Source organism: Pedobacter sp. KH_004 (genome assembly GCF_057840755.1).
On sequence record NZ_CM174519.1, the window covers coordinates 4606240 to 4630983 of the forward strand.

The 24744-nt window shown below is 38.2% G+C and carries 19 protein-coding genes and 2 tRNA genes; 13 read left to right on the forward strand and 8 right to left on the reverse strand.

Annotation, left to right across the window (positions count from 1 at the left end; translation table 11 throughout):
* Nucleotides 1-128 precede the first annotated feature (128 nt).
* The 4 genes from AC3ITD_RS19825 to AC3ITD_RS19840 all read left to right on the forward strand — a co-directional run bounded on the left by AC3ITD_RS19825 (nucleotide 129) and on the right by AC3ITD_RS19840 (nucleotide 10273).
* Entirely contained in the window at nucleotides 129-2387 is a 2259-nt protein-coding gene (locus AC3ITD_RS19825; protein WP_489362365.1) for a GH92 family glycosyl hydrolase, read from the forward strand.
* Between the two features lie 201 nt (nucleotides 2388-2588).
* On the forward strand, nucleotides 2589-5189 hold the full coding sequence (locus AC3ITD_RS19830) for a glycoside hydrolase family 2 protein (RefSeq protein ID WP_489362367.1): 2601 nt from the start codon (nucleotides 2589-2591) through the stop codon (nucleotides 5187-5189).
* 392 nt (nucleotides 5190-5581) lie between these two features.
* On the forward strand, nucleotides 5582-8767 hold the full coding sequence (locus AC3ITD_RS19835) for a SusC/RagA family TonB-linked outer membrane protein (protein ID WP_489362369.1): 3186 nt from the start codon (nucleotides 5582-5584) through the stop codon (nucleotides 8765-8767).
* A gap of 18 nt (nucleotides 8768-8785) precedes the next feature.
* Nucleotides 8786-10273, forward strand: coding sequence for a RagB/SusD family nutrient uptake outer membrane protein (locus AC3ITD_RS19840; protein ID WP_265797338.1), 1488 nt, complete (start codon nucleotides 8786-8788; stop codon nucleotides 10271-10273).
* A gap of 168 nt (nucleotides 10274-10441) precedes the next feature.
* On the opposite strand, the gene AC3ITD_RS19845 is transcribed toward AC3ITD_RS19840, so the two are convergent.
* Both AC3ITD_RS19845 and AC3ITD_RS19850 read right to left on the reverse strand, forming a co-directional pair.
* Nucleotides 10442-10768 (reverse strand): 2Fe-2S iron-sulfur cluster-binding protein, encoded by a 327-nt coding sequence (locus AC3ITD_RS19845; RefSeq protein ID WP_265797339.1) that lies wholly within the window; start codon nucleotides 10766-10768, stop codon nucleotides 10442-10444.
* Between the two features lie 69 nt (nucleotides 10769-10837).
* Entirely contained in the window at nucleotides 10838-11848 is a 1011-nt protein-coding gene (locus AC3ITD_RS19850) for an NAD(P)/FAD-dependent oxidoreductase (protein WP_056850743.1), read from the reverse strand.
* 231 nt (nucleotides 11849-12079) lie between these two features.
* On the opposite strand from AC3ITD_RS19850, the gene AC3ITD_RS19855 reads away from it, so the two are divergent.
* Nucleotides 12080-12763 (forward strand): hypothetical protein, encoded by a 684-nt coding sequence (locus tag AC3ITD_RS19855; protein ID WP_489362372.1) that lies wholly within the window; start codon nucleotides 12080-12082, stop codon nucleotides 12761-12763.
* Nucleotides 12764-12808: 45 nt separating this feature from the next.
* Here AC3ITD_RS19855 and AC3ITD_RS19860 read toward each other — a convergent pair whose 3' ends face one another.
* The gene (locus AC3ITD_RS19860) at nucleotides 12809-14848 is read right to left on the reverse strand and encodes a prolyl oligopeptidase family serine peptidase (protein ID WP_265797341.1); all 2040 of its coding nucleotides are present in this window, start codon (nucleotides 14846-14848) and stop codon (nucleotides 12809-12811) included.
* A 248-nt stretch (nucleotides 14849-15096) separates the two neighbouring features.
* Here AC3ITD_RS19860 and AC3ITD_RS19865 point away from each other — a divergent pair, with 248 nt between their 5' ends.
* The 4 genes from AC3ITD_RS19865 (at nucleotide 15097) to AC3ITD_RS19880 (ending at nucleotide 17775) form a co-directional block, all read left to right on the forward strand.
* The gene (locus AC3ITD_RS19865; protein ID WP_265797342.1) at nucleotides 15097-15837 is read left to right on the forward strand and encodes a UDP-2,3-diacylglucosamine diphosphatase; all 741 of its coding nucleotides are present in this window, start codon (nucleotides 15097-15099) and stop codon (nucleotides 15835-15837) included.
* Between the two features lie 416 nt (nucleotides 15838-16253).
* The gene (prfA, locus tag AC3ITD_RS19870; RefSeq protein ID WP_265797345.1) at nucleotides 16254-17327 is read left to right on the forward strand and encodes a peptide chain release factor 1; all 1074 of its coding nucleotides are present in this window, start codon (nucleotides 16254-16256) and stop codon (nucleotides 17325-17327) included.
* Between the two features lie 103 nt (nucleotides 17328-17430).
* Nucleotides 17431-17504: transfer RNA gene (locus tag AC3ITD_RS19875), tRNA-Asp, on the forward strand.
* Between the two features lie 197 nt (nucleotides 17505-17701).
* A tRNA-Asp gene (locus tag AC3ITD_RS19880) sits at nucleotides 17702-17775 on the forward strand.
* A 69-nt stretch (nucleotides 17776-17844) separates the two neighbouring features.
* Here AC3ITD_RS19880 and infC read toward each other — a convergent pair.
* The 4 genes from infC to AC3ITD_RS19900 all read right to left on the reverse strand — a co-directional run bounded on the left by infC (nucleotide 17845) and on the right by AC3ITD_RS19900 (nucleotide 20329).
* On the reverse strand, nucleotides 17845-18414 hold the full coding sequence (gene infC, locus AC3ITD_RS19885) for a translation initiation factor IF-3 (protein WP_056850750.1): 570 nt from the start codon (nucleotides 18412-18414) through the stop codon (nucleotides 17845-17847).
* A 124-nt stretch (nucleotides 18415-18538) separates the two neighbouring features.
* Nucleotides 18539-18844, reverse strand: coding sequence for a hypothetical protein (locus tag AC3ITD_RS19890; RefSeq protein WP_265797346.1), 306 nt, complete (start codon nucleotides 18842-18844; stop codon nucleotides 18539-18541).
* 154 nt (nucleotides 18845-18998) lie between these two features.
* Nucleotides 18999-19853 carry an EamA family transporter gene (locus AC3ITD_RS19895; RefSeq protein WP_489362376.1) on the reverse strand — a complete coding sequence of 285 codons (855 nt, stop codon included), beginning with the start codon at nucleotides 19851-19853 and terminating at the stop codon, nucleotides 18999-19001.
* Nucleotides 19854-19981: 128 nt separating this feature from the next.
* Entirely contained in the window at nucleotides 19982-20329 is a 348-nt protein-coding gene (locus tag AC3ITD_RS19900; RefSeq protein WP_265797348.1) for a hypothetical protein, read from the reverse strand.
* Nucleotides 20330-20448: 119 nt separating this feature from the next.
* Here AC3ITD_RS19900 and AC3ITD_RS19905 point away from each other — a divergent pair, with 119 nt between their 5' ends.
* Complete coding sequence (locus AC3ITD_RS19905; RefSeq protein ID WP_489362378.1) at nucleotides 20449-20979, forward strand: superoxide dismutase family protein; 531 nt, start codon at nucleotides 20449-20451, stop codon at nucleotides 20977-20979.
* Nucleotides 20980-21072: 93 nt separating this feature from the next.
* Entirely contained in the window at nucleotides 21073-21603 is a 531-nt protein-coding gene (locus AC3ITD_RS19910; RefSeq protein WP_489362380.1) for an ExbD/TolR family protein, read from the forward strand.
* A 66-nt stretch (nucleotides 21604-21669) separates the two neighbouring features.
* On the opposite strand, the gene metK is transcribed toward AC3ITD_RS19910, so the two are convergent.
* The gene (metK, locus tag AC3ITD_RS19915) at nucleotides 21670-22956 is read right to left on the reverse strand and encodes a methionine adenosyltransferase (RefSeq protein ID WP_489362382.1); all 1287 of its coding nucleotides are present in this window, start codon (nucleotides 22954-22956) and stop codon (nucleotides 21670-21672) included.
* Nucleotides 22957-23181: 225 nt separating this feature from the next.
* On the opposite strand from metK, the gene AC3ITD_RS19920 reads away from it, so the two are divergent.
* Both AC3ITD_RS19920 and AC3ITD_RS19925 read left to right on the forward strand, forming a co-directional pair.
* Entirely contained in the window at nucleotides 23182-24063 is an 882-nt protein-coding gene (locus tag AC3ITD_RS19920; protein ID WP_265797352.1) for a diacylglycerol/lipid kinase family protein, read from the forward strand.
* Between the two features lie 37 nt (nucleotides 24064-24100).
* Nucleotides 24101-24451, forward strand: coding sequence for a translation initiation factor (locus AC3ITD_RS19925; protein ID WP_265797353.1), 351 nt, complete (start codon nucleotides 24101-24103; stop codon nucleotides 24449-24451).
* Nucleotides 24452-24744: the final 293 nt, after the last annotated feature.

Here is a 24744-nt window from a genome sequence, read left to right on the forward strand (position 1 = left end):
TGACAACCTTACTCAGTAAAAGAAGCAGGATTAATTGAGTAAACGTGATCAACTTTTCCCGAATAATTCTCTAAGTCCGTTTATAATTTATTAATTTGTAAATCGATTTAGCTTATCCTATTTAGACTATGAAAATTTTTAGTGCAAAATTAATCTTTTTTGCTGCCGCCATATTATTCACAAATGGAATCAGCGCCCAGCAAAATTCAAAACTAACCCAGTTTGTAGACCCCATTATTGGTTCTGCAAAACACGGGCATGTATTTGTTGGCGCAAATGTTCCTTTCGGAGCGGTGCAACTTGGTCCAAACAATATTATGGAAGGCTGGGATTGGTGCAGCGGCTATAATTACGTAAGCAATACCATCACTGGTTTTTCGCATACACACTTAAGTGGAACCGGTATTGGCGATTTAGGCGACATTTCAATTATGCCCGTAACCGGAGCAACTATTTTAGAAAAAGGTAAAAAGGGAGAAGAAGATAAAGGCTACCTTTCTACGTTTTCGCACCAAAATGAATATGCCAAAGCAGGTTATTACAGCGTTTTACTTGATAAATATAAAATCAAAGCAGAATTAACGGCTACCGAACGTGTAGGTTTTCACCAATACACTTTCCCGAAAAATGCCCCAAGGCCACATGTTATGATCGATTTGGTGGAAGGCATTGGTTGGGATGCACCAACAAATGCATCTTTTAAACAAATCGACGCCAATACTATTGTCGGGAATAGAAATTCTAAAGGCTGGGCAAATGATCAGCGCTTATATTTCGTCATCAAGTTTTCTCAACCCTTAAAAAGCTTTGATATTTATGAAGATAATCAGCTGAAAGAAAGCAAAGATATTGATGGCAAAAAGCTCAAAGCAGTAGCCAGATTCGTATCAATTAACAATAATAAGCTTCAAATAAAAGTTGCCTTATCTCCGGTAAGCATCGAAAATGCCATCTTAAACCTTTCAACAGAATTGCCAGGATGGGATTTTGCATCCACAACGAAGAAAGCTGATGGGAAATGGGAAAAGGAATTGTCGAAGGTTAAAATCAATGCTTCTGCCAATACAAAAAAAATATTCTATACCGCTTTATTTCATACCATGACGGCACCTTCACTTTTTAACGATGTGAATAACGATTATTTGGGCACCGACAAGAAAGTATATAAACAGGCAAATTTCACCAACTACACTACTTTTTCACTTTGGGATACTTACAGGGCAGCACATCCTTTATATACTATCTTGCATCAGGATCGGGTGAGTGATGTGGTGAATACCATGTTGGCGATTTATAAGGAGCAGGGTAAACTTCCGGTTTGGCATTTAATGGGCAACGAAACCAATACCATGGTGGGCTATCACGCTGTTCCCGTTATAGTAGACGCTTATTTAAAAGGCTACCGCGGTTTTGATGCAAATCTTGCTTATCAAGCAGTAAAACAATCTGCTATGCAAAAAACGGAAGGCATCGATTACATTCAGCAACTTAAGTACATTCCAGCGGATAAGGTTAATGAATCTGTTGCGAAAGCCCTGGAATATGCAATCGACGATTACTGTATAGCCATGTTCGCAAAGGCGCTGAATAAAACTGAAGATTATCAATATTTTAGCAAAAGAGCACAGCTTTACAGACAATATTTTGATCAGGATGTTCAGTTTATGCGTGGTAAAATGGCGGATGGCAAATGGCGTACGCCTTTTAGTCCGGTTAAAGCCAAACACCGTGAAGATGATTATACAGAGGGTAATGCCTGGCAATATACCTGGTTGGTTCCCCAGGATGTGGAGGGTTTGATCAATCTTTTTGGTGGCGATAAACCTTTTGTAAATAAGCTCGATTCCTTATTTATCGTTCCTGCCGATTTAGGTGAAAACAGCTCACCTGATATCTCTGGTTTGATAGGCAATTATGCTCAGGGAAATGAGCCCGGTCACCACATTCCTTATTTATATGCTTATACTGGTCAGCCCTGGAAAACAGCCGAATTGATTCGCAAAATCGATAAAGATTTCTTTACTGCGAAGCCAGATGGTTTGTGTGGAAACGAAGATGTAGGTCAAATGAGCGCCTGGTATGTTTTTTCTGCGCTTGGTTTTTATCCTGTAAATCCCGCCAATGGAACCTATGTTTTCGGTACGCCTTTAATTAATTCGGCAAGCATTAAGTTGGAAGGAAATAAAAACTTCGACATTAAAGTGCTAGGAAACTCTGTGGCAAATAAGTACATACAACGCATTTTAATTAACGGCAGGCCTTATAATAAATCGTTTATTGAGCATAAAACCCTTGTAAATGGCGGTTCAATGGAAATTTACATGGGCAGTACGCCATCAAAATTATGGGGCATTAATGCTGCAGATCGACCAGTTTCAGGTAAATAGCTATTTGGACATTTACGGGAGATCGTTTTGGCTAGGGGTAGCCCTGCTTTTCTTCCGATCTTTTTTGGTGAAAGGTATGCAGATGATTAAAATCAGCCTGAACAAAAAGGATTTCCATACCGTCAGGTTTATAATTAGCGTTTGGGATTACTTAGGCCACCTCAAAAAAATTAATTTATACTACATTTAAAAGACTCATTTATGAGGAAATTATTCTTCTCGCTTCTATTTTTAGCTGCTTTAAACACCCAGGCTCAACGTTATGAGCTTAATTCTGGCTGGCTTTGTGCCAATATTAAAGATGCTAATGCGACCGGAAACCAAATTTCCAGTTCGAACTTCGGGCTAAATAATTGGTTACCCGCTACAGTTCCGGGAACGGTTTTAACCACTTTGCTCAACAACAAAATGGTTCCTGATCCATTTTACGGAATGAACAATGAGAACATTGCCGACATCTATAAAACGGGGAACGAGCATTATACCTATTGGTTTGTGAAGGACTTTGATGAAAAAGCAATCGGTAACGAACAGGTATGGATACAATTTCGTGGGATAAATTATAAAGCTGATTTTTTTCTCAATGGGAAGAAGATCAATGCGAAAACGCATGAAGGCATGCATATTCGTGCCAACTATAACATCACAAAATTTCTTTCTGTCACAGGCAAAAACCGCTTGGCCGTAATCGTTTATCCACCAGATTTTCCGGGCAATCCAAACGGCGGGCAAGGTGGCGACGGAACAATCGCGAAAGTACTAACCACGCAATATACGGCGGGCTGGGATTGGATTCAGCCTACCCGTGATCGAAACACAGGCATTTGGGATAAGGTAATCATCGAAAAAACAAGATCCATCAACTTAAAAAACCCTCACATAGTTACGCTGGTTCCTGGCAAAAGAGTACCGAATGCCAAGCAACAACCAGCCACTATCAAAGTTTCGATTGAGGTCGAAAACCCAACAGCTAAAGCCGTCGCAGGTATCTTGCAATATCAGATTGCTGGGAAAACGGTTAGTAAAACCGTATCTATCGCTGCGAATAAAAATGCAGAAATAACATTTGCAGATTTAGCTTTGGAAAACCCTAAGCTTTGGTGGCCTAGTGGTTATGGAAAGCAGGACTTATATCCTGTAAACATCAAGTTTTTAAGTGCGAGCCAGGTTTTGGATCAGGAAAATTTACAGGTTGGCATCCGCCAGATCAATAATATCTGGAATGAGCGTACACAAAGTATGGGCGCTTATGTAAACGGCCAAAAGATTTTCATCAAAGGCGGTAACTGGATCATCTCCGATGCGATGCTGCGTTTTTCCGATGCCCGTTATGATGCTGAAGTTCGTTACCACAAGGATATGAATCTAAACCTGATCAGGATTTGGGGCGGTGCCATTTTAGAAAGACCTGAGTTTTATAACGCCTGTGACAAGTATGGCTTACTCGTTTTTCAGGATTTTTGGTTCAGTGGCGACTGCAATGGCCGTTGGGTTGATCCCTTAAAAAAAGAAGATCAATGGACGAGAAGGAATTATCCAGACAATCATCCACTGGTTTTAACAGCGATTGAAGATCAGGTAAAAATGATTCGCAACCATGCTTCACTTGCTTTCTGGTGCGGCGGAAATGAAATTACGCCTCCAGAGGACATTCTAAATCCGATTAAAAATGATATTCTGCCACGATTGGATGGAACACGGAGGTTTTTCGATTTTTCTAATAGTGATGAGATGTCGTACAATTCGATCGGTGGTAATGGCGATGGGCCTTACGGTATTCAAGATCCAAAAAGCTTTTGGGCGGTAAAAACATTTCCCTACAACTCCGAAGTGGGTTCAGTCGGCGTAGGAGATTACGAATCACTGGAGCGTTTTATCCCGAAAGAAAATAGGGTTGCACCACAATTTAAAAGCAAGCCCGATTCGGTTTGGGATTATCATAAATACATTGGTTACGATCAATATATTAATCCTTACGGCAAAACTAAAGATGCAAAGGATTTTGCAATGAAGGCACAGCTCGTTAACTATGATCAATATCGTGCTTTGATGGAAGGCTTCTCTAACAAAATGTGGGATTGGTACACGGGTTCTATTATCTGGAAAACACAAAACCCATGGACGGCCCTTCGTGGTCAAATGTACGATTACTACCTCGACCCAAATGCCTGCCTTTATGGTTTGCGCAAAGGAAGTGAGCCACTTCATATCATGATGAACCCACTTGACAGCATGGTAACGGTAGTGAATAACGGCTTTACAGATCGTAATAATTTAATGGTTCAGGCCAAGGTGTATGATATGGACGGAAAGGATTATTTCTATTCGCAGGTTTTCAACTCCATTGGTGCATCTTCCGTTCGTCGATTTTTTCCATTAAATGATTTCCTGAAGAAACTTGACCAAAAGGATGGCGTTTTTGTCTCACTCAAACTGTTGAATGAAAAGCAGGAAGTTTTAAGTGAAAATATTTACTGGCTGGCCGATAAGGATGGGAATTATAAGGGCTTGCAAAATTTAAAACCAGCGGCTTTAAAGGTGACTGCGCTCAAAAAATCCGATGAGAAGGTGGAGGTAACATTGACTAATCCCGGAGGCAATCCGGTGGCTTTTTTCAACCGTGTTGCGTTGATCAATAGCCAAACAGGCAAGCGGATTTTGCCAGCTTTTTATGATGATAACTACGTGAGTATATTGCCTGGAGAAAGCAGGTTGATAACAGTGGAATATAACGGAGACCAAAAAACTGCTATTGAGGTTTACGGCTGGAATGTAGAGAGACAAAAAGTAACTGTTCAGTAATACTTGGTTCTATCCTTAGTTTATTAACTTCAATGGTCTGAATAATCGAAAATTAATCTGTGATTTTTGTATTCTGTTATTAAAACCTTTTTTTTTATAAGGAATTTAATTGGAATTGTTAGACTATATATAAACTTTGCTCACGGTATATCGGTTTTAGCTAAGTTTTTTATAACTAAGTAATATTTTAGATGTTATTTATAATATTGCGTCGATAAAAATTAACTAAAAAGTTAGTGTTAATATTATTTTAACCATAAGATAATATTAAAGTCATAAATACTACAAGTCGTCAGATTTACCGCAATTTCCGGATTAATATTTGAAATTATTTTTCATATCCCCTAAATTAGTTGGCTTAAACTAATAAATCAAACAACTAATTTAAATTCATGAAAAAACTTTTACAAAGTTTGTTCGTGCTTTTGTTTTTTGCATCTAATGCAATGGCTCAAGATCGAACAATTACTGGGACAGTAACATCAAGTGAAGACGGTCTCCCAATTCCAGGAGCGTCCGTAAAAATCAAAGAGACAACAGGTTCAGGAACGTTAACAGGTAACGATGGTAAATATTCCATTCGCGTTAGCCAGAGTGCAAAAACACTTGTCATCTCTTCTCTTGGTTTTTTAACACGTGAAGTAGCGATTAGCGGAACAACCGTTAACTTAGCATTAACAACCGATACCAAATCATTGGATGAAGTATTAATTGTTGGTTATGGTACCGCTAAAAAGGAAACTTTTACTGGTTCAACTGCTCAAATCAACGCTGGTGAGTTCGAAAAAAGACCGCTTACAAACGTACTTAGTGCAGTTGTAGGCGCTGCTCCTGGTATTCAAACCAATCTTGCAGGTGGTGCACCAGGCTCTTCTGCCGCAATTCGCGTAAGAGGATTTGGTTCTATCTCTGCCTCAAACTCTGCTTTAATTGTAGTTGATGGAGTGGTTTATGATGGTGGTATGTCAAACATTAATCCGGACGATGTTGAAAATGTATCTATTTTAAAGGATGCTTCGACAACTGCGCTATATGGCTCAAGAGCAGCTAACGGAGTAGTAATGATTACAACAAAAAAAGGTAAGAAGAATTCTGATAATTTAACTTTTAAGGCATCAGTTGGATGGTTGGATCGGGGTTTACCAGAATATGAGCGTGTTGATGCCAATACGTACTATCCATTAATGTGGGAAGTACAAAGAAATACTTTACAATATGGTTCTTTAGCCATTCCTCGTAATATCGCGGGCCAGATTGCTGCTGGTACATTAAGTAGTTATAATGGTGCAAATTACACTGGTGTTAAATCACTGTTAGGTTACAATCCTTACAATGTTGCTGATAACCAAATTGTATCCGCCGATGGTATTTTGAATCCTAATGCGTCATTGTTATATGGTGATGACTTAGATTGGGCTGATGCAGCTAGTCAAGGTGGCAAGAAAAGACAAAATTATAACATGACTTACTCAGGTGGTAATGAAAAATCTGATTTTTTTGCTTCAGTTGGTTACACAAATGAAGAAGGATTTCTTATAAAATCTGGATTAAAAAGATACAACGGTCGTGTGGCTGTGAATTCAAATCCAGTAAAATGGTTTAAAACGGGGTTAAATTTGAGTGGGACTTACAGTAAATCATTAACAGATAATGTTGGTGATGGCGGATCTTCAGTGGTTAATCCTTTTTATATTTCCCGTTATATTGGCCCAATCTATCCGGTATACCTTCACAATGCTACAACTGGTGATTATGTATTGGATGCCAATGGACAACGTCAGTTTGATTTTGGTAACGGCCGTCCGTTCTCTCAAGGTCGCCACACTATTTTTGAAAATATAAATGATTCGCAGAGATCAGTAAGAGGCGTTATCAATGCTAGGACTTATGCAACCGTTAATATCACCAAAGATTTAAAAGCGACTACTAATGTAAGTTTCGATTTGCAGGATATTCACGAGCGCTTATATGATAACCCGATTGTAGGTGATGGAGCTCCAGCAGGTAGGGCTTATCAATATTTATACCGTACAACCAATATTACCTTTAACCAATTATTAGAATATAATAAGCAATTCGGTAAACATAACGTTAATGCCCTTGCAGGACATGAAACTTTCACGCGTAAGTATAATGAACTTTCAGGTAGCAGAAGTGGACAAAGTTTTGATGGAATCACAGAACTATCAAACTTTGCAACTGTTTTAGGTACAAGTTCTTTTGAGGATAATTATGCTCTTGAAAGTTATTTAGGTCGTATTAATTACGATTTTGATGGAAAATATTTATTAAGTGCTAACTTTCGTAGAGATGGTAATTCGAGATTTTCATCAGCGGTACGTTGGAATAATTTCTATGGTATAAGCGCAGGCTGGAATATCCACAAAGAGGCTTTCTTTAATGCTAAATGGGTAGACCAACTAAAGCTAAGATCTTCATATGGAGAATTGGGTAATGATGCTGGGATCGATTATTACGCTTACAAAGCTTTATATAATTTAGGCAATAATAACCAGGCTGAATCCGGATCTAGACAAGCTAGGTTATCAAATCCAACTTTAACCTGGGAGACTGCAAAAAACTTGGATGTAGCTTTGGAATTTGGCTTGTTTAAAAACAGATTAACAGGTACTGTCGAGTATTTTAACAGAATTACCGATGGTTTAATTTTTGATGTACCCCAACCATTATCAAACGGAGGATCAACTACAAGTCCGTATTATTTCGCTATTCCTACTAACATTGGAAGCTTGTATAACAGAGGTTGGGAAGCGCAGATTACCGGAGAGGTTGTTCGCAATAAAGATTTCAAATATACAGCAACCATTAATTTAACCAAATTTAAAAATCAAATCACTAAAATGCCAGACAACCAACCATTGATTCAGTCGTCAACTGGTTTTAAAGCTTATAGTGTTGGCCACTCGATTTATGATTTTTATTTAAGAGAATTCTACGGTGTTGATTCGCAGACTGGTGAGGCATTGTACAGAACTAATAGCCTAACAACGAATGCAAAGATTGTGAATGGAACTGACACAGTAACAAAAGTAATTGGAGAAGCAAATTATAGATACTCAGATAATTCTTCAATTCCTGATTTGTATGGATCAATGACAAACACTTTTACCTATAAAAACCTAAGCTTAAGTTTCTTGTTTACCTTCCAATTCGGTGGTAGAGTTTATGATAGCGCATATCAGTCGCTAATGCACGGTGGTAATTACGGTACGGCTATGCATGTTGATGCGTTGAACCGTTGGCAGAATCCTGGTGATGCGACTGATGTTCCAAGATTTGATAACAACCGCATTGCAGATTTTACAGGGGCGAGTACGAGATGGTTGACTAATGCTAGCTATTTACAACTGAATAATATCACGCTAAACTATCAATTGCCTGCACGTTGGTTAGGAGAGATTAAAGCTAAGTCGGCGAACGTATTTGTAACTGGAGAAAACTTAGCGTTATTCTCACACCGTAAAGGGATGGGCGTATCAAGTACTTTCACAGGAATAGTAGGGAACAATTACTATTTCAGTAAAGTTGTTTCAGTAGGTGTTAACATAGGCTTTTAATTCATTGTATAAAACATTATGAAAAAAATTATAAGTAAAGTGATGATTGTGGGTGCTTTGTTAACCACACTCAGTTCCTGTGAAAAGGGATTTTTAGAAACTAACCCAACAGATCAAGTTTCTACGGACGTACTTTTTAGTACTACAAAAAATGCCTGGACGGCAGTTAATGGTATCCATAGATTAATGTATAACCAAATTTTCGGTGCGCAAGCACAAGGTGGGCAGAGTGGAAATATGCTTTACATGGATATCTTGGGTGAGGATATGGTGTTTAATATCGCTTCTAGTACCTGGCTTCTAAGTGAAGGTAAATGGATATCACACCGTAACCCAAACAGCGGCATGTTGTTTTATAATTACCAGTTTTATTATGTAATTATAAGTAATGCAAACATGATTATCGCAAATATTGATAATGCAGAAGGTAGTGCTGCTGATAAAGCAGCTATAAAAGCAGAGGCACTAACTTACCGTGGGTGGGCATATTACCAAATGGTTCAATTATTTGGAGAGCGTTATGTTGCTGGTCAGGCAAATAGCGGTTTGGCTGTACCATTAGTATTAACGCCAGCTAACGAAAAAACGCCAAGAAGTACTGTTGCACAAGTGTACGCACAAGCTAATAAAGATATTGACGATGCTATTGGTTTATTTGCAGGCTACACAAGAACAAATAAATCTCATTTCAATATTGATGTGGCAAAAGGTATTAAAGCGAGAATAGCGCTGACGCAACAAAACTGGGCTGATGCAGTAAAGTTTGCTAAAGAGGCTAGAACTGGTTATACTTTAATGAATAATACAGCTTATCAGGCAGGTTTTAACGATTACAGCAACACCGAGTGGATGTGGGCGTCACGAATAACTTCTGATCAAACAAATTATTTTTATTCGTTTTTTGCGTATATGTCTGCGAATTATAACTCTACAGTAATTAGAACCAGTCCAAAATCGATCAATTCATCATTATATAACTGGATTCCTGATACTGATGTGCGTAAAAAACTTTGGGATCCAACTGGAACAAACACCGCGGAGTTCCCAATTCCAACTTCAGCATCAAGTCGTTACAGATACATGAGCCGAAAATTTAAAGTTGCTGACGTTTCTTTAAGTATTGGTGACGTTCCATATATGCGTGCTGCTGAGATGTATTTAATTGAAGCCGAAGCTGAAGCGAGAAGAGGAAATGATGTTTTAGCTGCCCAGGCATTGTTGCCTTTGGCTGTTAACCGTAATCCTTCTTACACACTGTCAACAAATACAGGCGCAGCCTTAATTACTGAGATTATGAATCAAAGAAGAGTAGAGCTTTGGGGAGAAGGATTTAGATTCTACGATTTGAAACGTACAAATTCAGCTTTAGATAGAACTGGTGCTAATCATAACGTATCTTATGCTAATGTTTTAACCATTCCAGCTGGTGATAAGCAATGGCAATTTTTGATTCCTCAAGACGAAATTAACATTGGAAATGGTGTTGTAACACAAAATCCATTATAGTTTACACGCCCCAATACAAAAACAAAGGAGCTGTTTCGTACATATATATGAAATAGCTCCTTCTTCAGAGATCAATTCCTGCATTCGGGCTCTTTAAATGAATCCACTCATAACAACAAAGGGCGATGTTGAAAAACATCGCCCTTTACTTTTATCTATCTTATAAACTTAACTTACTCCGTGTAATTTCACTTTTAGGCCATCCATATTGTTGTTTAACTGTAGCTGGCAAGCTAAACGAGAGTTGGGTAACAAATCAGGCAAGGTATCTAACATTGCATATTCATCATCACTCATTTCGTTTAATTTCTCTTCGCCTTCTAACACATCAACGCAACAAGTGGCACACAAAGCCATCCCGCCGCAGGTAGCTAAAATATCGTATTCTGATGCTTTCAAAAATTCCATCAAACTCAAGCCCATATCGGTTGGTGCCTCGTGAAGGGTAACAGAACCATCCGGTTCTTGCATGTATATCGTAATGTTGTTTTCCATTTTTCTGCTCGCTTATTAGCGCAAACTTACTTAAAATAGTTTTTTATTGAAACAATATTAACGCAAAGCCTAAAATTCTGAAACTCCGTTTACGGTGGTATATTTCATCGTGTATTTTACACCCGGATTCATATACGAATAAGCACTGTGACTCATTAAAGCGGCCTCGTGGAAACCACAAAGTATTAATTTTAACTTATTAGCGTAAGTATTGATATCGCCAATGGCATAGATACCGGGAATGTTTGTAGAATAATCATCGGTATTAACCTCGATAGCACTTTTGCTGATGTTTAAGTTCCAGGCTTCAATTGGGCCTAATTTTGGACTTAAACCAAACAAAGGAATCAAATGATCTGCTTCTACAACCGTTTTTTCCATGGTACGGTTCTGTACAATTTCTACTTGCTCTAACTTATCTGATCCGTGAACAGCTTGTAAATTACTGTTTAAAATCAGGTTAATTTTTCCGCTTTCGGCCAATGCCATCACTTTAGCAACAGAATCTGGAGCACCACGGAAGCTCTCACTTCTATGCACCAACGTTAATTCAGAACAAACTTCGGCAAGGTAAATCGTCCAATCCAAAGCAGAGTCGCCACCGCCAGCAATAACCATTTTCTGATCACGGTATTTTTCGGGATCAAGAATCATATAGTTAACACCTTTACCGTTTTCAAAATTTTCGAGGTTTTCAACAGCAGGTTTACGTGGCTCAAAACAACCTAATCCGCCAGCAATAACCACCACTTTAGCTTCGATAACGGTTCCCATGTTCGTGGTTAAAACGAAATCAGCTTCGCCACGTTTTTCCAATCCTTCAATACGTTCACCTAAGGTAAAAGTTGGATGAAAAGGCTTTGCCTGCTCCATCAAATTATCAATAAGCTCTTGCGCCAATACCGAAGGATAACCTGGAATATCGTAAATTGGTTTCTTTGGGTAAATTTCAGAAAGCTGACCACCAACCTGAGGAAGGTAATCAATTAAATGGCAACGCATTTTTAATAAACCGGCTTCAAAAATGGCAAATAAACCAACCGGACCAGCGCCAATTACGGCTATATCAGTAGAGATCATTCAAAAAAATTTGATGCAAAGTTACAAAATAAACTTTTATCAATTTCTCTATTTAGAAATATTCTAGATAATTCTGTAATCTTATCTTATTCAGTATTTTATATGCTTTGAAGTGATTAAATTAAAAAGATAAGAGTTTTAGTCGTTCCAAAGCGAATTATAATTGGTCTATAGATTTAATAGAGTTAACTAATTTTTATATTTTGAGATTAATTTATATGTTAGCCAAAAATGGTATCTTCAATAGCGATGGACTTGGGAATTCTTCTGCCAATTTTAGGACTGCTGTTTGTGGTTTGGGCGATAACCTTTATCGTTTATAGTGAAACATGGCAACTCCCAACTGCGTTTATGCCTGTAGGTTTAGGCGCCTATACTTACCTGGAGCATCATCCATGGAATTGGCTAATGCTTTTCCCCTTGCTTTCCGCTCTCGTTTTTAATGTTAGTGCTGTATTGAGTAAGCCGAAATTTAGAGGTTGGGTAAGTTATTTGAATTGCATCCTCCTTTTGCCCATAGTCATTTTATACCTTTTTAACTTCCGCTCCCTCTTTAAAGATGATAGCCTTTTAAGAACTATTTTCGCTGGTCTGGGAATCCTTGCCTTGTTAATTTACGTCTCAAAATTTTGGCTATCGGATGTTATTCTACTTTTGATTAATCAACTCTACACAAAAGAAAGTAGGAATTTCGAAACAACTATTGCAAATCGGTTCATAAAGGGTGTCGGTAAAACGAGAACTTTCCATGTAACAATAGGTGGTTTGGGCACTGTTGAAACTTCAGGATTTTTCTATTTATATGTCGGCCTTAAAAATATAACACCTTATGATAAGGTGAGGTTAAAATTAAAAACAGGGTGTTTAGGCACTGAGTTTATTTCTGGTTTTCCCAGGCTTATATCAAGAACTTAAATAACGTGAAGAATTTTCAGAAGTACTGATCAGGTTAAAATATCCTCACCACTCCATTCCCAGGTTTTGAAATACAAAACTCCACACATCAGCAGCTTCCTCAATCATTTTTGTAGTCGGTTTCCCCGCGCCGTGGCCGGCATTGGTATCCACTCTGATCAATATTGGATTCTCTCCTTGGTATTTTTCCTGAAGCGTAGCTGCAAACTTAAATGAATGTGCAGGTACCACACGGTCATCATGATCTGCAGTTGTAATCAATGTTGCCGGATAATTTACGCCAGCCTTAATATTATGCAATGGCGAATATCTGATCAGATAATCAAAGTCTTCTTTTTCTTCGCTGCTGCCATACTCAACCACCCAACCCCAGCCAACGGTAAATTTATGGTAGCGTAACATATCTAAAACGCCTACGGCTGGTAATGCAACTTTAAAAAGTTCCGGCCTTTGAGTCATGCAGGCCCCAACCAGTAAGCCTCCGTTTGATCCACCTGAGATGGCAATTTTAGATGGATTGGTATAATTTTCCTCAATCAAAAATTCGGCTGCCGCAATAAAATCGTCAAAGACATTTTGTTTCTTCTCCATCATTCCGCCTTTATGCCAGGCTTCGCCATACTCGCTTCCGCCGCGTAAACTCGGCTGAACATAAATTCCGCCCTTTTCCAGAAATAGCATTCTTGATAAACTAAATCCTGGTGTTAGGCTCACCTGAAAGCCTCCATAAGCATACAGGAAAACAGGACTATCGCCATTTAATTTAATTCCTTTTTTATGAACGATGAACATCGGTACTTTAGTTCCATCTTTTGAAGAATAAAATACTTGTTTGGTTTCATAGTTGTCGGTGTTAAAATTTAGGTCAGGTTTTCTGTATAGTGAGGAGGTTGCCTTTGCGATGTCATAGCGATAGATAGTGCCAGGCGTGGTGAAATTTGAGAAGGTGTAAAAGAACTCTTTATCCTCCTTGTAAGCGCCGAAACCGGTGGCGGTACCAATGTCCGGCAAGTCAACTTCCCTAATTTTTTTTCCTGCTAAATCATATTGAACAATGTTTGTACTGGCATCTTTGAGATACGACGCCCACAAAAAGCCCCCTCCCGTATCTACGCTTTCCAGTGCGAGGTTTGATTCGGGAATGATGGTTTCCCAATGGGCTGGAGCATTGTTTTCCGGATCTACGAGCACTACGCATTTATTTTCTGCATCCAGATCAGTATTCAATAAAAGCTTGTCGCCAACACTGTCTATAATACTATAGTTGTTTTCATAACCTTTAACCAAAAGAGAAACTTTGCCGTTAGGTATCCTCAAATCTTGATAATGTAAAGCATTACCAGATGTTCCGGCACTTGCATAAATAACTAAGAAGCGCTCATCTTCTGTAACAAAAGCTCCAAAATATAGGTTGGGATTGGTTTCATCCTCAAAAACAAGTTGATCATCCTCTTGTGAATCGCCTAATTTGTGATAGTAGATTTTTTGAAATTTATTGGCGGCAGATAAATCCGAACCATTTTCAGGCTTATCGAATTTACTGTAATAGAAACCATCACCTCTCCAGGCCGCACCAGAAAATTTTGTCCATTGCAGCTCGTCTGCTAATTCCTTTTTTGAAGCAATTTCTATGACGTGAATACTGTTCCAATCAGATCCAGCTTTAGCAACGGAATAAGCAACATATTGTTTGTTATGAGAAAAACCGATTAGAGAAACAGCTGAGGTACCATCAGCAGTTAACTTATTGGGGTCTAAAAAAACTTCCTCTTCTCCGTCGAGACCTTTTTTAATATACCAGATACTTTGGTTCTGAAGCCCGTTGTTTTTGGTAAAAAAGTAATAATCACCAACCTTAAACGGAGCACCATCTTTAGGGTAGTTCCAAATTTCGGTCAGCTTTTTTTTAATCTCATCGCGGTAAGGAATTTGAGACAAATATTGTTGCGTCACTTTATTTTCAGCGCTTACCCATGCTGCAGTTTCAGCTGATGTATCATTCTCCAGCCAACGATAGGGGTCGGCAACTTCGGTTCCGAAATAATGATCAACTGTACTGTCTTTTTTTGTTGCGGGATATTTCATTGAGGTCATTTTTTTTCAGCCTTGCAAGCTAACGAGACTACTGCAAATAAGCCAAATACAAATTGCTTTTTCATCTCGAAATGGATTTATTTACTATTATATGTTTTTCCTTTCGAGATGATTGCACAGATGCTTAGAAAACACAGATTTTTTCTCTTATGTGATTTTTTGCATTCGAACTTTGGCCTGCATACTATGGACTCCAAACTTTTTCCTTCGGACTTTTTCCACTACCTTTGAAGCCTTACATGAGCAAGAACATTTATTTCGCTTCTGACTTTCATTTAGGTACGCCGAGTTACAGCGAAAGCCGTGCCCGTGAAAATCGCATTGTAAATTGGCTGAATTTTATTGAGCCAACCTGCAGCGAATTGTTTTTAATGGGTGACATTTTCGATTTTTGGTTTGAATATTCTAAGGTTATCCCTAAGGGATTTATCCGTTTGCAAGGTAAGTTGGCCACAATGGCCGATTCTGGAATTAAAATCTATTTTTTTAAAGGCAACCACGATATGTGGGTTCGCGATTATTTTAGCCAGGAACTTGGCATGGAAATCATTGGCGATGAGAAAATTATTGAACGCAATGGTAAGAAGTTTTACCTCCATCATGGCGATGGGTTAGGACCAGGCGATCATAAATATAAATTCTTGCGTAAAATATTCAGAAGTAAACTTTGCCAGTGGTTATTCGCTCGTTTACATCCTAACTTTGGAATTGGTATTGCAAACGCCTGGAGTCAGGGAAGTAGGGCAGCTCAAACTGAAGAAGAGGTTTTTTTAGGTGAAGATAAAGAATGGCTGGCCATTTATGCCAAAGAGCAGTTAAAAAAAGAGCATTTCGATTTTTTTATTTTCGGTCATCGGCATTTGCCCTTGGATATTCATTTAGGTAGTGGAAGCCGCTACGTAAATCTTGGTGAGTGGCTCAATTACAATTCCTATGCAGTTTTTGACGGGGTAGAATTAAAACTGGATTATTACAGATAAAATTTACAGTATTGTTTGATATTGCGTATCAGAAAGATTTTTTAAGTTTTGGAAAGCAAAATCTGTAGAATTTATAGCGTCTCTCTGGCTTTTCATTATAGTTCCGATTAGAAGAGAATCGATAGCTGCCATTTCAATCCCGGTAAATTAATTCTGCATTTGCTGCTATTTAAGAAACGTAAAGGTCAAAAAAGGTAATTACCCTCGTTTCCAAACTTGATAGAAGTGTAAAGCCACCACTTCTCTCGGTGCTTGAACGTTAGCGGGACTGCTGACCGCCATATTTACAGAACCATCCCAAATCCTTTAAAACTGTAACAGCCTGTTCCAAACAAATTCAGCTTTTTTGTTTATTTTTGCATTTCCTAAATTTTTGGCGAATACCAAACTAGGAGCATTTCAATTCGAATAATACTATGTTAGATAAGTTAGAAGCCATAAAACTACGTTGGGAAGATGTAGAAGAATCGTTAAGTAATCCGGATGTGATTCAGGATATGAAACGTTTTGCGGCTTTAAATAAAGAATATAAAGACTTGGGCAAAATTGTAGATGAGTATAAAATCTACAAAAATGTAATGAGTAATATTGATGCCAACAAGGAAATTTTAGCGGTTGAAAAAGACCCTGAAATGCGTGAAATGGCTAAAGAGGAGCTCGATTTGTTGTTGAAACAACAAGAAGAAATGGAAAGCAATATCCGTTTGATGTTGATTCCTAAAGATCCGGAAGATGCTAAAAATGCAGTTTTTGAAATTCGTGGTGGAACAGGTGGCGATGAGGCAGCTTTATTTGCTGGTGATTTGTACCGTATGTATACCCGCTTTTTTGAAACTAAAGGATGGAAAGTAGAAACGGTTGATGTAACTGAAGGAACCGCTGGCGGTTATAAAGAGGTGATTTTGAAAGTGAGTGGTGATGATGTTTATGGTCAGCTAAAGTATGAGAGTGGTGTACACCGCGTTCAACGGGTGCCAGATACTGAAACGCAGGGACGTGTGCATACTTCCGCCGCTTCTGTAGCTGTTTTGCCGGAGGCTGAAGAAATTGATCTTTACATTAACCCAGCTGATATTGAGCTGCAAACTTCTCGTTCAGGTGGTGCTGGTGGACAAAATGTAAACAAAGTAGAAACCAAAGTGCAGTTAACACACAAGCCTTCGGGCATTGTAGTAGTTTGCCAGCAAGAGCGTTCTCAGTTAGGTAATCGGGTGATTGCTATGGAGATGTTGCGTAGTAAGTTGTACGACATCGAATTGCAGAAAAAGAATGGTGATATTGCTGCTAAACGTAAAACGATGGTTTCTACAGGAGACCGTTCTGCCAAGATTAGAACTTATAACTACCCTCAGGGGCGTGTAACCGAACACCGTATTGGCTTAACCATGTATAATCTACCGGCCATTATGGATGGAGATATTCAAGAAATTATCGATGCGTTACAGTTTGCTGAAAATGCTGAGAAAATGCAGGAAGGTGCTGGAAACTAGGCAATTAAAATTATTTTAAAATAAAATTTGCAAATAAAGATATAGTCTCTATATTTGCAACCTCGAAAGAGGAAAGAGGTTCTGACTTTAAAGAGGAGCAAAAGGAGTGGTAGTTCAGCTGGTTAGAATGCCTGCCTGTCACGCAGGAGGTCGCGGGTTCGAGTCCCGTCCATTCCGCAACAAAAGCCTTAACTTGAAAAAAGTTGAGGCTTTTTTGTTTTCTGAATGAAGAAAATGAAAATATACCAAATGAGATTCAGCAGGTTACAGATTTGATCTGCAAAATTTTGTTTAAAATAGCGATTAAGTAAATATAGTGCCTATATTTGCATTCCCGAAAGGGAGAGAGGTTCTAACTTTAAAGAGGAACAAAAGGAGTGGTAGTTCAGCTGGTTAGAATGCCTGCCTGTCACGCAGGAGGTCGCGGGTTCGAGTCCCGTCCATTCCGCAAAAAGAGCCTTAACTTGGAAAAGTTAAGGCTTTCTTGTTTCTAAGGTATTAAAGAAGAGCGAACTATTTATTTCTTCCCAGCTTTTGGAGCTAGTGTTAAGAACATTCTCTTGCCCTCTAACTTTGGTAACAATTCTACTTTTCCAACATCTTCAAGTCCCTGGGCAAATTTTAGTAATAATATTTCACCTTGATCTTTATAAACAATTGATCTACCTTTAAAATGAACAAAGGCCCGAACCTTTTCGCCGCTTTCTAGAAACGAAATGGCATGCTTCAGTTTAAACTGAAAATCATGGTCATCTGTATTAGGACCGAATCTGATATCTTTTATAATGGTCTGTTTTGCTTTGGCCTTGATTTCTTTTTGCTTTTTCTTTTGTTCGTAAAGAAACTTGCTATAATCAATAATGCGACAAACTGGTGGACTGGCGTTTGGTGATATTTCAACCAAATCTAGATCCTGGTCTTTAGCTAATGCTAAAGCTGTTTCCAATGGATAAATATTTGTTTCAACATTTTCTCCGGTCAACCTCACTTCAGGCGAAGTGATGTATTGGTTAATTTTGTGTTCTGCTTCTTTTTTTCTGAAGGGCAAGCGTGGCCCCCTATAAAATCCTGCTTTTTTTAATGCCAAATTTGAAAATTTTTAGTTTAAAATTAATTATTTTGAGTTCCCATTTTAAGGATCTTTTTTAAGATACGATAATTTGAAAGCAAAAACGATTTCGAGCTTAATGATGACGTTGGCGCGACTTTAATTATAAGAGATTTGTAGCCGTGTCGGTTTGATTCGATGGTTGGCTTTCCATTCTTAAAGCTTCGTAAGTAATAATGACAAAGCCAGATAGTAGTAAAACCAAAGCGATATATCGAATCGCTTTTTCCATTTTTTTAGTATTAACCATTCTATCCGAACAGGTAAATTCTGCTAAGCCTGCAACTTGTTTTCTTTGATCCTTACGTTTAATCGCAATGATAAATAATGCGGTTCCGAAAATGAATAATACGATACCGATAAGCAGAGGCATCGTAATAAAATGATATGCTTCTTGTGTGTTAATCATACATAATAGACACACCTTGATAGAAAAAGTTTAAATTTTATAGCAAATCTTATATTTAAAGGAGAGATCTAAGGCTATTTAGCATACTCAAATCAATCAACATTTATCGACTTTGTTAAGTTTATGAATCGTAATTTTTAATTCGCAGGGTAATTTATATTTCCAGCATTTTTTTTGCGGTAAGTGAAGATCCCGCTGAAGCAATAACAACACAGGCAACAGCGGCACATTCTACCACCGTGAGGTATTCTTGCAAAAAGACAAAAGCTGCAAGCGAAGCCATTGCTGGCTCCAAACTCATAAGTATACTAAAAGTTCTCGGAGGTAATTGTTTCAGGGCGGTAATTTCAAGCGTAAAAGGTATAGCGCTTGAAAGTAAAGCAAGCGCAGCGCCCAGCGCTAATAATTTAGGGTTGAGGTGATTTACACCTCCTCCCGCAAATCCAAACGGCAGGATGAGAATAGTTGCGAATAACATGCCTACCGCTACAGCTTCACCGCCTTTCATTATCTTTGAAATTCTACCACCCAATAAGATATAAGCAGCCCAGAAAGCGCCTGCAAGTAGTGCCAGTAATACGCCAATTAAATCTAATCCTTTATCAGTCCAAGGTGCAATCAGCGCAATCCCCGCTGCCGCTAAGATTACCCAGATAAAATCGACAGCTTTTTTGGAGCTAAATATTGCTACAACCAGTGGGCCAACAAACTCTAGGGTAACGCCAAGGCCAATAGGAATGCGCTCTATGGCAAAGTAAAATATCATATTCATTGCGCCAAGAGAAAGGCCATATAAAATTACATATTTCCATTGCTTAGCGTTAAGTTCGCTCAGTTTGGGACGGAAAGCAACAAGTAAAATGATGGCAGATAGGCCTATTCTTAACGAAGCAGTTGCAGCAGCTCCGATCTCCGGGAAAAGACCTTTTGCTATCGCCGCACCACATTGAACACTAACTATGGCCAATAAAACTGCAGGAATCGGTGGAATGATAAATTTGCTTTTCATCAGAAATGATAAATAAGCGGCAAAAATACATATAATGGAAAGAGGAAGCACATAATGCTTAAGGCATATTAATAAAAAAGCACGAATGATGTCATTCGTGCTTAATCAAGTAATTTCAATAAGTTCTTTTAGCAGAATAGCTCTTGCTCATCCCGGTTTTCAGTCGGAATTTTCTTAAGAAAATCATCAAAACCTGAACCTATATTATCAGAATAAATACCATAAGCATCTAAAATATATCCAATATTTTTATCCTTATCTTCTACTAAATAAAGTACCGAGTTGTCTCCAGGATCGGAGTCCCCCTCAAATCTATAAGTTTTAACTATTGTCAAATCTTCTGGTTTATAAATCTTGCTAAGCGATTTGCTTTGCATTTTACCATGATCAGACATCTTTAACTCATTATCTTTTCCTTTCAGCCTCAACTTTTCTAAAATTTGACTCAAAGTATTCATCGCAATTGGCCGTTCCATAATTCTATGATTTTATACTTGTTAAACATGTGGCTTCTTAAATGGTTTTAATGTGTTCAGTTTTTTAATCAAACCAAATGATTGCCAATCTGTTTCATATGAAAACTAAATTTAAAAGTATGAAAAAATATTTCTTAGGATTAGCGATTGCTAGTATTGCATTATTAAGTGCTTGTGGTCAGAAAGAAAGCAAACTTGCTACAGCAAGCTTAGCAGAAACTGCAGATCCGTCAAAAAGTATCGGCAAAGCTACCTTTTATGGGTTAAGTGATGGAAAAATTAAAATGGATTTAGAGTTGAAATTTGCTTCAAGAGCAGATAGTAGCGTTGCTGTACATTTTCATGAGCATGGAGATTGTGGCGATATGGGAGAAAACACTCACGGGCACTGGAATCCAACGAAGGAAAACCACGGCAAGTGGGATTCTGGAGCATTCCATAGTGGTGATATAGGCAATATAAAATTGGATTCGAAAGGCGAAGCAAAAATTTCCATCACTACCGATCGCTGGAGTGTGCAAGATGGCGATGTTAAAAATATTATAGGAAGAGGTATTATTGTTCATGGAGGAACAGACGATTATAAAACACAGCCTACAGGTAATTCTGGCCCGCGGGTCGGTTGTGGTGTAATCGAAGCTGTTAGGTAATACACTTCACCAGTTCTTTACAGCGATTATTTTTTAATCGCTTTTTTTATGCAATCTCTATTCAGTTGTCATCATCATTAAAAACCTAAACTTATGGCAACTTTAAACGAAACTACAAATGGCAAGCCTGCTAAAGGAAGAGCCCAAAAAGCAGCACCAAGAGTCGATTTAACGGCGATGGTCGATCTGATGTTCTTGCTAACCACATTTTTTATGTTAACCACGTCGCTGGGTACCTTGAATGCTGCAGATGTAGCCAAACCAGGTGAGTGTGCTGGCTGTACAATGGATTATCCTGCTTCACGAACGATGACGGTTTTACTTGGCAAAAACAACCAGGCGGTAAGCTATCTGGGCACAGCTGATGCATCAATAATGACAATTTTGTCTATTGATGATCTTCAGAAAGAAATAGTAGGAAATAAACTTAAAGTGGCAAAAGTGCATGCAGGTGATCCATCAAAATACATGATTGTGATCATCAAACCAACTAAAACTGCTAAATTTCAAGATTTCGTTGATGCAATTGACGAAATGAAGATCGCTGATATTAAGTCTTACAGTATTGACGATAAAAATATATTAAAACAAGAAACAGATTTTTTAAAATCGAAAGGTTTATAGTAACTCTCAAAGCAAAAAAGCTTCCCGTTGATGATTACGTGAAGCTTTTTTTATATTTCTGTTGAATTAAATGCCGAATGCCGCTTTAACCTGATCTACATAATCCAATTTCTCCCAAGTAAACAGTTCAACACTAACGGTTTTTTCTTCACCGTAAGGGTTTTTAAAAGTTTTACTTACAGTTTCCGGGGTTCTGCCCATGTGCCCGTAAGCAGCTGTTTCACTATAAATCGGGTTTCTTAATTTTAAACGTTGTTCAATGAAATAAGGACGCATATCAAAAATTTCTTCCACTTTCTTGCTTATTTCGCCGTCAGTTAGGCCAACTTTTGCAGTCCCGTAAGTTACTACGTTAATTGAAGTTGGTTTTGCAACACCGATAGCGTAAGAAACCTGAACCAACACCTCATCGCATAAGCCAGCAGCAACAAGATTTTTTGCAATATGACGAGTAGCATAAGCAGCACTTCTATCTACCTTACTTGGATCTTTGCCAGAGAAAGCGCCACCACCGTGAGCACCTTTACCACCATAAGTATCTACAATAATTTTTCGGCCAGTCAACCCCGTATCACCGTGTGGACCGCCAATTACAAATACTCCCGTCGGATTGATGTGGTAAGTGATGTCATCATTAAACAAATGAGCGTACTGCGGATATTTTGCTTTGATTCGCGGAATTAAAATGGAAACCAAATCACCTTTAATTTTGGTCAACATTTCTTCGTTGGCAGCGTCTTTATCTGCTTTGGATTCAGAATTAGGCTTCACAAAATCGTCATGCTGTGTAGAAATTACAATGGCGTCGATACGCTGAGGTTGGTTATCGTCAGAATATTCTAACGTTACCTGCGATTTTGCATCTGGACGTAAATAGCTGATTTCAGAATTCTCTCTTCTTAAATTGGCTAATTCTCTCAATAAAGCGTGAGACAAATCAAGTGCCAATGGCATGTAGTTTTCAGTTTCGTTTGTAGCATAACCGAACATCATTCCCTGGTCGCCTGCACCCTGCTCTTCTTTACTGCTTCTGTCTACCCCTTGGTTAATATCTTGCGATTGTTCGTGAATGGCAGATAAAATACCGCATGAGTTAGCCTCGAACATGTATTCGCTTTTTGTATAACCAATTCTTTTGATTACATCACGGGCAATCTGTTGAACATCTAAATAGGTTTTTGATTTGACCTCTCCAGCTAAAATTACTTGTCCGGTAGTTACTAAAGTCTCACAAGCTACTTTAGATTCTGCGTCGAATGCTAAGAAATTATCAATTAGTGCATCCGAAATTTGATCGGCAATTTTATCTGGATGGCCTTCAGATACAGACTCTGATGTAAATAAATACGACATTTATTAAATATTATTAGTGAAATGTAAACAAAATAAATAATTGCCAAAACCCCTTGAAAACAGGTTTGTTATGATTGGAAGGAGGCATTAGCAATTTTTTTAAGTGGTTGCAATCCGGTCCCGATGATCGGGATAGCAAATCAATCCACTTTTAATGCCTGCAAAATTAGCATATTTTCTTTATTTCAAAAATTATAGATTATTTTGTACGCTCATTCTTACACTTTGCACACAAAGAACAATATACTTTTCATTATTAATCCTATTTCCGGTGGAAAGGGAAAGCTGCGTATTCCTGATTTTATCGATAAGTATCTTGATAAAGAAAAGTTTAATGCAAATTTCGTATTCACAGAATATGTAGGCCATGCTTCGGAACTGGCAGATGAGGCCGCCACGAAAAATTTCGACGTGATTGTTGCCGCTGGCGGCGATGGTACCATTAATGAAGTGGCCACCAAAGTTTTAAAACATAATATTACATTAGGGGTTCTGCCGCTAGGTTCTGGAAATGGTTTGGCCCGTTTTCTAAATATTCCTAAAAACCTGCGCCACGCAATACTAGCTATAAATGCATTTAAGGTTGATAGAATAGATACTGCTGAATTCAATAACAAATGTTTCTTTAATTTAGCTGGTATGGGTTTTGACGCACATTTGAGCTCAGCTTTTTCAAGAGATAAAAAACGTGGTCTTGCAGGATATGTTAAGCTAGGGTTTCAAGAGGTCTTCAACTATAAGCCCGAACAATATCTACTTGATATTGATGGCAAGGAATATAGAAGAAAAGCCTTTGCCGTTAGTATCGCAAATTCTTCGCAATATGGTAACGATGTTTACATATCGCCCAACGCATCAGTAAAGGATGGTTTGCTCGATGTTTGCATTATTAAGCCTTTTTCTATCTTGAAACTACCCATGTTAAGTTACATCATGTTAAAAGGTATGGCAGAAACTTCTGATATGATTGAAATTATACGCGGAAAAAACATCAAAATTACAAGAGAACATGCGGGACCGGTTCATGTTGATGGCGAACCATTGCAGATGAGCGCCGATATTAAAGTGAGTATAAACCCACTTTCTTTAAAAGTTATAGTTCCTTAGCTTTACAAAACCTTCCATTACTTTCTACCTTTGTATAATGAAACCAAAAAAAAATAGCCTGAGTGATCTTGGTGGAATTATGTATTCTACAAATCCGGAATTCGAATATGAAGAGGAAGTAGACGATACAGTAACCTCACCAAATAACCAGCAAGATTTACGGGTAATGCTCGATAAGAAAAATAGGGGAGGAAAGGCAGTAACGCTTGTCACCGGTTTTAGAGGTAAAACAGAAGATCTAGAGGTTTTAGGAAAAATGCTAAAAACCAAATGTGGTGTCGGTGGATCTGTAAAAGATGGTGAAATTATGATTCAGGGCGACGTGCGAGATAAGATAATGGTTATTCTTCAAAAAGACGGTTACAAGGTGAAAAAAGCTGGGGGATAATTTAGTAGTAAACCTTAGCTTCTAAAACTGGAACATAACATCATTGGAAGGCTCCGTTGATCCATCCTCTTGAACGCTGTTTCTTCCAGCGAAGAAAATCTGAGTTATTATTTCTTTATACGGGCCTGCATCTTAGTGTATTTTTTTCATTTTTTTAAGGCTTTAAAATGGCATTTAAAATACTGTAAGTAAGATAGTTGTGCAATAGTGTAATTGCTACAATATGTAAATAATTACTTAAAAATACTAGTTTATTTCATCAATTACTCTTTACCTTTGCCTCACTAACTAAC

Bases quoted from the DNA above. Each gene is read 5' to 3' on its own strand.
- AC3ITD_RS19835 (WP_489362369.1), top strand. From the start codon at position 5,582: ATGAAAAAACTTTTACAAAGTTTGTTCGTGCTTTTGTTTTTTGCATCT.
- AC3ITD_RS19840 (WP_265797338.1), top strand. From the start codon at position 8,786: ATGAAAAAAATTATAAGTAAAGTGATGATTGTGGGTGCTTTGTTAACC.
- AC3ITD_RS19910 (WP_489362380.1), top strand. From the start codon at position 21,073: ATGGCAACTTTAAACGAAACTACAAATGGCAAGCCTGCTAAAGGAAGA.
- AC3ITD_RS19860 (WP_265797341.1), bottom strand. From the start codon at position 14,848: ATGAAATATCCCGCAACAAAAAAAGACAGTACAGTTGATCATTATTTC.
- AC3ITD_RS19865 (WP_265797342.1), top strand. From the start codon at position 15,097: ATGAGCAAGAACATTTATTTCGCTTCTGACTTTCATTTAGGTACGCCG.
- AC3ITD_RS19825 (WP_489362365.1), top strand. From the start codon at position 129: ATGAAAATTTTTAGTGCAAAATTAATCTTTTTTGCTGCCGCCATATTA.
- AC3ITD_RS19900 (WP_265797348.1), bottom strand. From the start codon at position 20,329: ATGGAACGGCCAATTGCGATGAATACTTTGAGTCAAATTTTAGAAAAG.
- AC3ITD_RS19830 (WP_489362367.1), top strand. From the start codon at position 2,589: ATGAGGAAATTATTCTTCTCGCTTCTATTTTTAGCTGCTTTAAACACC.
- AC3ITD_RS19850 (WP_056850743.1), bottom strand. From the start codon at position 11,848: ATGATCTCTACTGATATAGCCGTAATTGGCGCTGGTCCGGTTGGTTTA.
- metK (WP_489362382.1), bottom strand. From the start codon at position 22,956: ATGTCGTATTTATTTACATCAGAGTCTGTATCTGAAGGCCATCCAGAT.
- AC3ITD_RS19925 (WP_265797353.1), top strand. From the start codon at position 24,101: ATGAAACCAAAAAAAAATAGCCTGAGTGATCTTGGTGGAATTATGTAT.
- prfA (WP_265797345.1), top strand. From the start codon at position 16,254: ATGTTAGATAAGTTAGAAGCCATAAAACTACGTTGGGAAGATGTAGAA.
- AC3ITD_RS19855 (WP_489362372.1), top strand. From the start codon at position 12,080: ATGGTATCTTCAATAGCGATGGACTTGGGAATTCTTCTGCCAATTTTA.
- AC3ITD_RS19895 (WP_489362376.1), bottom strand. From the start codon at position 19,853: ATGAAAAGCAAATTTATCATTCCACCGATTCCTGCAGTTTTATTGGCC.
- AC3ITD_RS19890 (WP_265797346.1), bottom strand. From the start codon at position 18,844: ATGATTAACACACAAGAAGCATATCATTTTATTACGATGCCTCTGCTT.
- AC3ITD_RS19905 (WP_489362378.1), top strand. From the start codon at position 20,449: ATGAAAAAATATTTCTTAGGATTAGCGATTGCTAGTATTGCATTATTA.
- AC3ITD_RS19845 (WP_265797339.1), bottom strand. From the start codon at position 10,768: ATGGAAAACAACATTACGATATACATGCAAGAACCGGATGGTTCTGTT.